The organism is Synechococcus sp. CCY 0621 (genome assembly GCF_019038465.1).
In the GTDB taxonomy this organism is placed as follows: Bacteria; Cyanobacteriota; Cyanobacteriia; order PCC-6307; family Cyanobiaceae; genus Cyanobium.
This window is the reverse complement of the sequence record NZ_JAFKRH010000006.1, coordinates 64,614-75,541: the sequence shown is the minus strand read 5'-3', so window position 1 is coordinate 75,541 and position 10,928 is coordinate 64,614. Positions and strand designations below refer to the sequence as shown.

Here is a 10,928-nt window from a genome sequence, read left to right as displayed (position 1 = left end):
GGTAAGGCCACCTTCGTGATCGGTGCCAATGCGTTTTCGGGGAGCGACACACCCAACATCGATGCCGCCCGGGCCGCCGTGGGGGCCACCACCTTCAGCTACGACATCCAGCTGAGCTTCGACACCAGCTTCACCGGCAAGGACCTGCTGCGCACGATTCTGCGGGCCGGCAACTTCGCCGATTCCGCCTTCGGCGGCGCCAGCCCCACCGGCGGCCTCTCCACCCTGGAGGTGGCCTTCCAGGAGGATTGCGGGCCCCTTGCCGACTGCGGCGACGTGGTGGCGATCGACAAGCTCTTCTACCAGTTCCCGATCGGCAGCCAGTTCACCGCCACCGTCGGCGGTCGCGTCGGCCAAGAGGACATGCTCGCCCTCTGGCCGAGCGCCTACCCCGCCGACACGATCCTCAACCTGTTCACCCTCAACGGCGCCCCGGCGGCCTACAACAAGAACCTCGGGCCGGGGGCCGGTCTGAGGTGGCAGCAGGGCGGCTTCAGCATCAGCGCCAGTTACGTGGCCGCCAACGGCGATGGGGGCGATCCCAACAACGGCGGCATCGGCTCCGTGGCCTCGGCTGGCACCGGCACGGTGCAGATCGGCTACGCCAAGGAGCAGTGGGGTCTGGCGGCGATCTACTCCCGCATCCAGTCGGGCGTGGGGGTGCCGGGCACCACCCCCTTCACCAGCCTCACCTACGAAGCCAATCCCAACAGCCGCACCGATGCCTTCGGCGTCAGCGGCTACTGGCAGCCGGCCAGCTCCGGCTGGATTCCCTCGATCAGTCTCGGCTGGGGCATCAACGGCACCAGCTACGACACCTTCCAGGCGCCCGGCGCCCTGCGCACCAGCCAGTCCTGGATGGTGGGTCTGCAGTGGGACGACGCATTCCTCAAGGGCAACGCCCTCGGCATGGCGGTGGGCCAGCCCATCTTCGCCACGGCCCTGGCCGATGGCCAGACGCCCCAGGACGGCAACGTCGCCTGGGAGTGGTGGTACAAGCTGCAGGTCACTGACAGCATCAGCGTCACCCCGGCCTTCTTCTACCTGAGCCGGCCCCTGGGGCAGGACACCACCCCTGGCACCACGTTCCGGCAGCTGGGCGGACTGGTGAAGACCACCTTCCGCTTCTGACGGCCCGCGGGAACGGATGATGGAGGGGACCTGGATGGCCTGGCCACCATGGATCTCACGCCGTTCCTGGGCAGCCTGGAGGGGAACACCTTCGATGAGGTGCTGCTCTCGGTAGCGCCCGGGGGGAAGGTGGCGATCGCCATGAAGGGCCGCTTCCTGCTGCGGGCCCTGTGCGAGAGCATCAGCGACCGCAGCCTGATCGGCTGCGCCATCACCCATGAGGAGGGCTGCCTCGACTATCTGCAGCGGGATCCCTACGACCTGCTGCTGTGCACCGATCACCTGGAGAGCGGCAACGGCTTCGAACTCACCCGCCGGGCCAAGGCGCTCCACCCCGACCTCAAGGTGGTGATGCTGGCCCTCGGGGATGTGATCCCGGCCGAATACGAGCACGCCCCCTGGCTGGAGGCCGTGGTGGCCGAAGCCGACATCGTCGACGACCAACGGCCCCTGCAGGCCGCCGTGATCGCCGTGATGGGCCACCACTCCTACCGCAGCCCCTCGCTGCGCTCCGGCAAGCTCCCCTACCTCAGCTGTCCGCGGCTGACCCCGCGGGAGTACGAGGTGCTCGACCTGCTGGCCAGCGGCCTCAGCGACCGGGAGATCGCCCGCAAGCTGGTGGTGAGCGACGCCACCGCCCGCACCTACACCAAACGGCTGCTCCAGACCCTGGGGGTCAACAACCGCCTGCAGGCGGTCCTCAAGGGGGTCCGCTGCGGCATGGTGCAGCTGGGGTGAGTCCAGCACGTCAAGGTGTACGAGCGGCGATGAACTGATGCTGGTAGTCGGTCGGGCTCAGGTAACCGATCCTTGAATGGCGGCATTCGCGGTTGTAGTGACCCTCGATCCAGAAGGCCACATCCTGTTGCTACTGCTCGGGTGAGATCAAAAACCTATTGCAGGAGCCCGGCTCCCAGCAGTGCCGCGAGCTGGAGCGTCTGCTGGCCCTGGCCCAGGCGGGCCGATCAGCCGGGCGCGTGATGTGGGCAACTGCGGCCCTCGCGGTGCCCACGGCCGACGAGATCAGCCGACAGGAGCCCAACCAGGAAACGCCATGGAAGGTGGAGAGCGATCTGCGCACCTTGAGGGAATCCGAGCAGATCCGCGCGGATGGAGGAGAAGGAGGCGGGCCAGACACGATCCCGCCAATGGGGGGGGGGCGGTGGACCGTCATCGATCCCAGTGATCCGCTTGAGCGACCTGGGCGGATACCCAGGTGAACACATCAATAACGCGCAACAGTGCTTGCTGGCCGGGTCCACAGCGAACAAGCTGATCTCATCTCCACTACCGCGAGTGTTGGCGGCGCTGGGCCACTGAACCCCAGGCGCGCCATGCCAGCCCAGGTTGACAGGCTGTTCCTCCTCAGCAGGGAACGTGGACTGAGACGCCTCGCCGGTAACACTCCCGAACTCTGTATTGAGCCTCTCCGATCGCTTCATTCGCAACCCGGTCCTCACCACGGTGTGCTCCCTGGTGATCCTGCTCGTCGGCGGTGTGGCGATCCCTCTGCTGCCCCTAGAGAAGCTGCCGCAGCTGGCACCCACCCAGATTCAGGTCAACGCCACCAACATCGGCGCCGACGCCCGCACCACGTTCGATACCACCACGAGGGTTCTGGAGAAGGAAATCAACGGGGTGGAGGACATGAAATACATGGCCTCCAATACCTCGTCCGATGGCATCAGCAACATCAACGTTTTCTTCCCCGTTGCTGTTGACAGGAATACAGCCCAGGTCAACGTGCAGAACCGGGTGGCCCAGGCCGAACCCACCCTGCCGGAGGTGGTGAAGCAGACCGGCGTGACCGTCAAGGCGGCCTCCCCCAGCATCCTGGTGGCCTACGGCTTCTACGCCGACACAGGCAGTAACGGCCAGCCCCTCTATGACCAGTTGTTTCTCAGCAATTTCGTCGACCAGAACCTGATCGATGAAGTGCGGCGCATCCCCGGGGTGGGCGACGTCAAGATCATCGGGGAGCGGCGCTATGCCCTGCGCCTCTGGCTTGACCCGGCCCGGCTGGCCGGCGCCGGCCTCACCCCCATGGACGTACAGCGCGCCCTGCTGGATCAGAACATCCAGGCCGGTGCCGGTCGCCTGGGCCAGGAACCCAGCCCGAAGGGCCAGGAGGTGGCCATTCCGCTGATGGCCAGGAGCCGCTTCCGCGATGTGGCCGATGCCGAAAACCTGGTGCTCAAGGTGGGCGATGACGGCACGCTCGTGAAAGTGAGCGATGTGGGACGGGTGGAGCTTGGCGCCGAAAACTACGACGTTGACACCAGCCAGAGCGGGCGGCCCGCGGCCTCACTGTTTGTGTATCAGTTGCCGGGAGCCAATGCCCTCGATACCGGCAACCGGGTGAAGGCGCGAATCCAGGAACTCTCCCAGACCTTTCCGCCCGGAATGCGCTATGAGATTCCCTACGATTCCACCCTGTTCGTCACCACCTCGCTGACAGATGTGACGGGCAACCTGCGCGATGCCATCGTGATGGCGGTGCTCACCATCCTGCTGTTTCTGCAGGACTGGCGCTCCACGATCGTGCCCGCACTGGCGATGCCGGTTGCGATGGTAGGAGCCATGGCGGTGGTACTGGGTCTGGGTTTCAGTATCAACCAGCTCACCATGTTCGGCATCATCCTGGCGATCGGCACGGTGACCGATGACGCCGTGGTGGTGGTGCAGGCGATCAAAGCCAAGCTCAGCCAGGGGATGAAGCCCTTGCAGGCCGCTCTGGACGCCATGAATGAACTGGCCTCCCCCACGATCACCGCCGCTCTGGTGCAACTGGCGGTGTTCATTCCGGTCTGCTTTTTTCCTGGCACAACCGGCATCGTCTACCGCCAGTTCGCCATCACCCTGGCGGCCGCGATCGTGTTCTCCACCTTCAACGCCCTCACCTTCTCTCCCACGCTCAGCGCCCTTTTCCTCCAGCCGGAGGGTGCCAGACCCGATGCTGTGCAGCGTGGGCTGAACTGGGCCTTCGGCTGGCTGTTCCGTGGTTTCAACCGCGGATTCGGGGCGCTGATGGCCTGGTACGGCCGCACGATTCAGAGGCTGGTGCAGATGCGCTATCTGGTGTTCGCCCTGTTCGTGGCAGGCCTTGCAGCCACCTACGGGATGCTGATGCTGGTGCCCACTGGCTTCATCCCTGATGAGGACCAGGGGTTGATGATCATTCAGGGGGAATCACCACCCACCGCATCCCTGCCCTACACCCAGCGGCAGGTGGTCCAGGTCACGGCGATCCTCAAGGAGGTGCCGGAGATTGAGAGTTTCCTCGGCGCCGCCGGGTATGGACTCGAGGGCAACGCCTACAACAAGTACCTGTTCTTCATTCGCCTCAAGCCATGGGATCAGCGCCCTGAGGCGACCCAGTCTGTGTTCAGCCTTCTGCAGGCCATCAATGCCCGCCTGCGGGCCGAAGTGAGTGGCTCGCTGGCCTTTGCCGCCAACATCCCCCCGGTGGATGGAGTCGGCGCCACCGGGGGGTTCGAGTTCCATCTGCAGAACCGAGCCAACCAGCCGATGGATGTGCTGATCGACAACGCCCAGGCCCTGATTGCGGCGGCTGTGGATCGACCCGAGTTGGGACGGGTCACCACCACCTTTACCCCGGCGACCGAGCAGATGGCGATCAGTCTGGATCGCGATCTGACCAAAACCCTGAATGTGGATGTCCAGGAGGCGTTTGGCACGCTGCAGGCCTATCTCGGCGGGACGTATGTGAATGACTTCATCTTCGGCAGCGACCAGTACCGGGTCTATGTTCAAGCCGAGGCCGAGGAGCGCCGCCAGCCCAGCGACATTGCTTCCTTCTTCGTGCGTTCTCGCGACGGAGACCTGGTGCAAATGGAGAGTCTCGTGAAAACAGAGCCCTTCATTGCCCCGCCCACCATCACCTCCTTCAACGTCTACGAATCCATCAAGATTCAGGGTGTGCCCGCGCCGGGCTACAGCTCCGGGCAGGCCCTCACCGCCATGGAGGAGCTGGCCGCTGCCACCCTTGATCCAGGCTTCGGCTACGAGTGGGCCGGCCTGTCGCTGGAGGAAAAGAGTGCCGGCGGAGCGACCACGGCGATCTTTGCCCTGGCCTTTGTGCTGGTGTTCCTGGTGATGTCAGCCCAGTACAGCAGCTATGTTGATCCGATCATCATCCTGCTGACCGTGCCACTGGCCACCCTCGGGGCCATGGTGGCGATCTGGGGGCGCGCCAACCTGCTCCAGGCCGGCGGCTTCTGGCCGGTGATCAGCAACGACATTTTTGCTCAGGTTGGTCTGTTGATGCTGATCGGCATGGCCAGCAAGAACGCCATCTTGATTGTGGAACAGGCGAATGAGTTCCGCAGCCTGGGAATGGGTCTCCATCAGGCCTCGATCAACGCCGCCAAGGTCCGCTTCCAGCCGATTGTGATGACCGCCGCCTCCGGCCTGGTGGGCTACATCCCCCTGATGACCGCTTCCGGTGCCGGCGCCATGAGCCGCTGGTCGATCGGCACCGTGAGCTTCGGTGGCTATCTGGTGGCCACCGTGCTCAGCCTCGGGGTGGCGCCAGTGCTCTACGTCATCATCAAGGGATTGGAGCAGCAGTTTCTTGGTGATGGCGCTGGAGACGGCTCTGCCACAGCCGGTTCTGATGCTCCACCGCCTGAGCCTGGCAAGGATCCCTCACTGCCTGTTCTGCGATGAACCGGGCCAATCGTCAGCGTCTGTTTGCCGTCCTGATCGGGGCCATCCTCGGGGCAGGCTTGGGGCGCTCGATCGAACCGCTCAGCCAGGGGCCCAGTGGCATGGAACGGTTCCGAAGCCTGCCGTATCAGCGCCTCTATCGGGCCTATCCCACGGTGGGGGCCGGGCTGGGGGCCCTGGCAGCCGCTGGCCTGGCCACCATTGCCCAAGCGCAGCGCCGCCGTTTCAGGCAGCAAAAACCTCGATCAGCCGAGCCATCAAGAGATTGGCGCCCTTGAGTCCGTAGTCGCTGCCCCAGCAGCGCAGAGGCAGATGCCCCCGCGGCGGCAGGGCATCGTCGTCCAGGGCAGCAGACACCGGCACCGTGAGTTCGTCCGGCAGGACAAAGCCCACCCCCGCCAGCGTGGGCCAGGCCACGGCCTGGGTGAAGCGCGCGAACAGCGCCAGGTCCTGGCTGATCAGGCTTTCGCGGCTGCCGCCCAGCTCCCGATAGAGCCGTTGCTGCACCGAGAAGCCCTGACCTCCATGGCTGCTGGTGCTCCAGAGGCCATCGATGATCTGCAGCATCGCCGCCGGGCAGCGCTCCAGGGCCTCCGGACTGACATCCCCGTACTGGTCCGCCAGCCCATCGAACAGCAAGCTCGCGGTCTCCCTGTCGGCGGCATCCAGATCCCCCGCTGCAAGGAGGTCGCGCAAGCGGGAGTAGCGCTGCACATCACCCACCAGGAGCAGGGTGTTCTGCAACGCCTGGAGCTGGATGGTGAGCTGTGCCAGCTGGTGCTCAAGGGCGGCGACGCGCTCGTCCAGGCTGCTCATCGGACGCTGACCGGCGAACCGTGACGGAGGCTGAACAGGTTGCTCACAATGACCAGCTGGCCGGATTGAAGTCCCTGCCGCAGTGGATAGCGATTGTCCTGGAGCGGCCCCAGCGACACCGGCGTTTTCAGGGCATACCGGGCGGTGGCTGGCAACGTCCGTAGTTGCTCCAGCGGAATGTTGCCCGGCCGGGCTTCCAGCTCCTGCCGGCTGCCCACCACAAAGACAAAGGTCTGGCCACTGGTTCGCGTCACCGCCACCGCCGGAACGGACAACGCTGGGCGCGTGTCGATCACCAGACGCGTGCGCACCCGCTCGCCGTTGCGGAAGCGCCCGTCACGGTTGTCAAGCTCCGCCTTGGCCAGGAACGACTGGGTGGCGCCGCTGGCGCGGGGGTCAATGGAGACCAGCCGACCTTCCACGTTGGCGCCACCACTTGGGTCGCTGACCAGGACGGTCTGCCCAATCCGCACCCGCTGGCCGTACCGCGCCGGCACAGTCACCCGGGCCAGCAACCGTCCTGTGCGTTGGATGCTGGTGAAGGGTGTGCCGGCACCGATCACATCGCCCGGATTCACCTTCACATCGCTCACCACACCGGAAATCGGTGCCCGCAGATCCTTGAAGGCAAGATCACTCTGCTTGGCGCGAACGGCAGCATCAGCGGCAATGAAGTTCTGCCGCAGCGCGTCGCGCTGGATGGGCGAGGCCGCACCCTGTCTCACAAGATAGTCAAAACGCTGGAAGTTGAGCTTGCTCTCATCGCGCTGACTCTCCAGCGCCCGCAGTTCTTCCCGGAGCTGCGTCTGATCCAGCACCACAAGCAACTGGCCTTGGCGCACCGAGTCACCCTGACGCATCTGAAGGCGTTCGATTCGTCCCCCTGCCTGGGCCGCCAGGTTCACTTCATCGGGAGCTTCCAGGCTGCTGATCGTGTTGATCACCTCCGGAAAGGCCACGCTTTCCACCGGGCTGGCTTCCACAGCCAGCGGCTTGATCGGCAGTGCCGTCGTTTTCTGCGCACAGCCGGCACAGCTCAGGGCCAAAGCCAGCAGGGTTGCGCTCCGACGCGTTAGGTGCAGCCGAATCATCCCCCTGGCTTCCCCACTGAACAGCGCATCAGCCAATGAAGCGGCGAGTATCCACAACCATTGTCAGGGCCCATCTCCTTGGCGCCACGGTTCCGTGATCAACAGCCACCAATGGTGGCCTCTTCGATCGGAGCATCCCTCGGTTGCACTGCCAGCATCTCGCGATCCCCGGCCGGCGGATACAGCCGGGCAGCACCTACCGCAAGGAGCGTGTCGGGCTTCGTCCACCCCCCGAATACTCCCCTGACGCCTTCCATTCCGCCCAGATACCAGTGACTGCAATGGTTCTTGGTAGGGGAATCGGGCATGGTCAAGTCCAAGCCATTCCGTCCCTGGAACCCTGAGCAGACGCTGCTGTTTTGACTATCCGTGGGGAACCCCAGGGTCGGGAGACCAGGACTAGGTGAATGCGCCCATTCATGTGACGACAAGGCCACCTCCGTTCGTCTGGACCCAGCGACAGAGGCGCGGCTGGATCGACTGGCCTCTGAAACGGGGCGGACCAAGGCCTTCTACCTGCGGGCGCTGATCGAGCAGGGCCTGGACGACCTGGAGGATGCCTACCTCGGCGCCGCCGCCGTGGAACGGATTCGCCTAGGCCAGGAACGTACCTACAGCCTCGACGCGTTGGTGGCAGAGCTTGGCCTGGACGCTTCGGATCTCTGAAACGGCCAGACGCCAGCTCCAGAAGCTGGATCGCTCGACCACTCAGAACCTGTTGCGGTACATGAACCGGCTGCTGCTGCAAACGAAGGATCCTCGCAAGAGAGGCAAGGCCCTGACAGCCAGCCTTTCCGGTCTTTGGCGCTACCGGGCCGGCGACTACCGGGTGATCTGTCAGATCGAAGACGACCGCCTTGTCGTGCTGCTGATCGCGCTCAACCATCGGCGGGAGGCCTACCGACAACACAGCCCGCTGAAGCAAAGCGGCCTATGGCTGGGGTGCTTTGCGGTGATTGGGATGGGTCGCCTGAGATTCGAACTCAGGACCAGTCGGTTAAAAGCCGAATGCTCTACCGCTGAGCTAGCGACCCGTCGCTGGGGAAGCTATCACCCGGCGGCGACCCTCTCCAAGCCCGCCACCCGCGCCACCCATGACCAGCCCCCACGCCTGGCCCAGCCACTGGGACGCCCCCCGCATCGACGCCGCCGCCTGGGTGGCCCCAACGGCGGTGGTGATCGGCGATGTGCGGCTGGCGGCGGGGGCCAGCCTCTGGCCCACCGCGGTGGCGCGGGGGGATGTCTGCACGATCGCTGTGGGGGAGGGCAGCAACGTGCAGGACGGCGCCGTGCTGCACGGGGATCCAGGCCAACCCGTGACCATCGGCGCCGATGTGACCATCGGCCACCGGGCCGTGGTCCATGGCGCCACGCTGGAGGACGGCTGCCTGATCGGCATCGGCGCCATCGTGCTCAACGGCGTCACGGTGGGGGCCGGGGCCCTGGTGGCGGCCGGCTCGGTGGTCACCCGGGATGTGCCCGCCGGCGCCGTGGTGATGGGGGCTCCGGCGGTGGTGAAACGCCAGCTGGATGCCGCCGCGATCGAGGCCCAGCGCCAGCACGCCCGCCGTTACCGCCAGCTGGCGGAGGTCCACGCAGGACTCCGTTAGGATCCCCCCATCGTTTTCCCCTGCGTCGCCATGGACCTCCGGCTGCTGCTCGTCGCTGCTCCGATCCTCCTGGCCGTGGGTTGGGCCGCCTTCAACATCGGCCGCGCCGCCGTGGGTCAGCTGCAACTGATGCTCAAGCGCGCCCGCGCCTGATGGTCGTCGTCATCGGTGCCGGCCTGGCCGGCACCGAAGCCGCCTGGCAGATCGCCGAAGCCGGGATACCGGTGCGGCTGGTGGAGATGCGGCCCGTGCGCCCCTCCCCGGCCCACCACAGCGGCGATTTCGCCGAACTGGTGTGCAGCAACAGCTTTGGCGCCCTCTCCTCGGATCGGGCCGCGGGCCTGCTGCAGGAGGAACTGAGGCGCCTGGGATCGCTGGTGATCGGCACCGCCGATGTCCATGCGGTGCCAGCCGGCGGCGCCCTGGCCGTCGACCGGGGGCGCTACAGCGCCGCCCTCACGGCCGCCCTTGAGGCCCACCCCCTGGTGACCGTGGAGCGGCGTGAGCAGCTGGCATTGCCCGATCCTGAAGAGATCGCCGTGCTGGCCACCGGGCCCCTCACCAGCGCCGAACTGGCCGAGGACCTTGGCCAGTTCACCGGACGGGAGTCCTGCCATTTCTTCGATGCCGCCAGCCCGATCGTGGAGGGGGAGGGCATCGACCTGTCGGTAGCCTTCCGGGCCAGCCGCTACGACAAGGGCGACGCCGACTACATCAACTGCCCCATGGACCGGGAGCAGTACCTCGCCTTTCGCACCGCCCTGCTGGAGGCCGAGAAGGCGGAGCTGAAGGATTTCGAGCAGGAGAGCGCCACCTTCTTCGAGGGCTGCCTGCCGATCGAGGAGCTGGCCCGCCGCGGCGAGGACACCATGCGCTACGGCCCGCTCAAGCCGATCGGCCTCTGGGATCCGCGCTGGGGCGACCTGCACGACCGCGACGTGCGCCGCGCCAAGCGAGCCCACGCGGTGGTGCAGCTGCGCCAGGAGGACAAGGACGGCCAGCTCTGGAACCTCGTCGGTTTCCAGACCAACCTCAAGTGGGGCGAACAGCAACGGGTGCTGCGCATGATCCCCGGCCTGCAGAACGCCTCCTTCGTGCGCTTCGGGGTGATGCACCGCAACACCTTCCTCGACTCGCCCGAACTGCTTCAACCCACCCTGCAGTTCCGCCAGCGGCCCACCCTGCTGGCCGCCGGCCAGATCACCGGCACCGAGGGCTACGCCGCTGCGGTGGCAGGCGGCTGGCTGGCCGGCACCAACGCCGCCCGCCTGGTGCGGGGGCTGGCCCCCCTGAGCCTGCCGCCCACCACCATGGCCGGCGCCCTGCTCGCCTTCATCAGTGATGCCGAGCGCAGCCACGGCGCCCGCAAGGGGGGCTTCCAGCCCATGCCCCCCAGCCTCGGTCTGATGCCGGAACTGCCGGAGCGCATCCGCGACAAACGCCGCCGCTACGGCGCCTACCGCGACCGGGCCCTGGCGGATCTGGCCGCCTGGGACGCCCAACGCCAGACCGGGGCCACCGCCGCCGTACCGGCGGCCGTCGCGGGCTGATCGCTTCCTAGGGTCAGGCCGCTTCCGTTCGCCTGGTTCCG

General features: G+C 66.2%; 9 protein-coding genes, 1 tRNA gene and 1 pseudogene. 8 read left to right on the top strand and 3 right to left on the bottom strand.

Annotated elements, in window-relative coordinates:
* The 3 genes from KUG43_RS01455 to KUG43_RS01445 all read left to right on the top strand — a co-directional run.
* The coding region (locus KUG43_RS01455; protein ID WP_216905357.1) for an iron uptake porin at positions 1-1,131 on the top strand (1,131 nt) is incomplete at its 5' end.
* Between the two features lie 48 nt (positions 1,132-1,179).
* Positions 1,180-1,869, top strand: a complete 690-nt coding sequence (locus tag KUG43_RS01450) for a response regulator transcription factor (RefSeq protein ID WP_216905356.1) — start codon at positions 1,180-1,182, stop codon at positions 1,867-1,869.
* 681 nt (positions 1,870-2,550) lie between these two features.
* Complete coding sequence (locus tag KUG43_RS01445; protein WP_216905355.1) at positions 2,551-5,820, top strand: efflux RND transporter permease subunit; 3,270 nt, start codon at positions 2,551-2,553, stop codon at positions 5,818-5,820.
* A 225-nt stretch (positions 5,821-6,045) separates the two neighbouring features.
* Here KUG43_RS01445 and KUG43_RS01440 read toward each other — a convergent pair whose 3' ends face one another.
* Both KUG43_RS01440 and KUG43_RS01435 read right to left on the bottom strand, forming a co-directional pair.
* Positions 6,046-6,636, bottom strand: a complete 591-nt coding sequence (locus KUG43_RS01440; protein ID WP_216905354.1) for a GUN4 domain-containing protein — start codon at positions 6,634-6,636, stop codon at positions 6,046-6,048.
* A complete protein-coding gene (locus KUG43_RS01435) occupies positions 6,633-7,682 on the bottom strand; it encodes an efflux RND transporter periplasmic adaptor subunit (protein WP_286194284.1) in 1,050 nt (349 codons plus the stop codon). The genes KUG43_RS01440 and KUG43_RS01435 overlap by 4 nt, the downstream gene beginning before the upstream one ends.
* A gap of 414 nt (positions 7,683-8,096) precedes the next feature.
* Between KUG43_RS01435 and relB the strand changes: the two genes are divergently transcribed.
* Together relB and KUG43_RS01425 are read left to right on the top strand one after the other, a co-directional pair.
* Positions 8,097-8,393: a type II toxin-antitoxin system RelB family antitoxin gene (gene relB / locus KUG43_RS01430; protein ID WP_216905352.1), complete on the top strand. Its 297-nt coding sequence runs from the start codon at positions 8,097-8,099 to the stop codon at positions 8,391-8,393.
* A pseudogene (locus tag KUG43_RS01425) lies at positions 8,368-8,568 on the top strand (type II toxin-antitoxin system RelE family toxin); the annotation flags it as partial. The gene relB and the pseudogene KUG43_RS01425, both read left to right, overlap by 26 nt.
* A 121-nt stretch (positions 8,569-8,689) precedes the next feature.
* Here the strand turns inward: KUG43_RS01425 and KUG43_RS01420 are convergent.
* Positions 8,690-8,761, bottom strand: a tRNA-Lys gene (locus KUG43_RS01420).
* A 60-nt stretch (positions 8,762-8,821) separates the two neighbouring features.
* Between KUG43_RS01420 and KUG43_RS01415 the strand changes: the two genes are divergently transcribed.
* Genes KUG43_RS01415 through trmFO form a run of 3 tightly spaced genes read left to right on the top strand, consistent with a single transcriptional unit; the run spans position 8,822 to position 10,887 of the window.
* Positions 8,822-9,337 carry a gamma carbonic anhydrase family protein gene (locus KUG43_RS01415; protein WP_216905351.1) on the top strand — a complete coding sequence of 172 codons (516 nt, stop codon included), beginning with the start codon at positions 8,822-8,824 and terminating at the stop codon, positions 9,335-9,337.
* 30 nt (positions 9,338-9,367) lie between these two features.
* A complete protein-coding gene (locus KUG43_RS01410) occupies positions 9,368-9,490 on the top strand; it encodes a photosystem II protein Y (protein ID WP_015108528.1) in 123 nt (40 codons plus the stop codon).
* The gene (gene trmFO, locus KUG43_RS01405; protein WP_216905350.1) at positions 9,490-10,887 is read left to right on the top strand and encodes an FADH(2)-oxidizing methylenetetrahydrofolate--tRNA-(uracil(54)-C(5))-methyltransferase TrmFO; all 1,398 of its coding nucleotides are present in this window, start codon (positions 9,490-9,492) and stop codon (positions 10,885-10,887) included. Before KUG43_RS01410 ends, trmFO begins: the two co-directional genes overlap by 1 nt.
* The last annotated feature ends 41 nt before the right edge of the window (positions 10,888-10,928 follow it).

Excerpts from the sequence above, each read along its gene's own strand:
- KUG43_RS01450 (WP_216905356.1), top strand. The coding sequence starts at position 1,180 with ATGGATCTCACGCCGTTCCTGGGCAGCCTGGAGGGGAACACCTTCGAT.
- KUG43_RS01440 (WP_216905354.1), bottom strand. The coding sequence starts at position 6,636 with ATGAGCAGCCTGGACGAGCGCGTCGCCGCCCTTGAGCACCAGCTGGCA.
- KUG43_RS01415 (WP_216905351.1), top strand. The coding sequence starts at position 8,822 with ATGACCAGCCCCCACGCCTGGCCCAGCCACTGGGACGCCCCCCGCATC.
- KUG43_RS01410 (WP_015108528.1), top strand. The coding sequence starts at position 9,368 with ATGGACCTCCGGCTGCTGCTCGTCGCTGCTCCGATCCTCCTGGCCGTG.
- trmFO (WP_216905350.1), top strand. The coding sequence starts at position 9,490 with ATGGTCGTCGTCATCGGTGCCGGCCTGGCCGGCACCGAAGCCGCCTGG.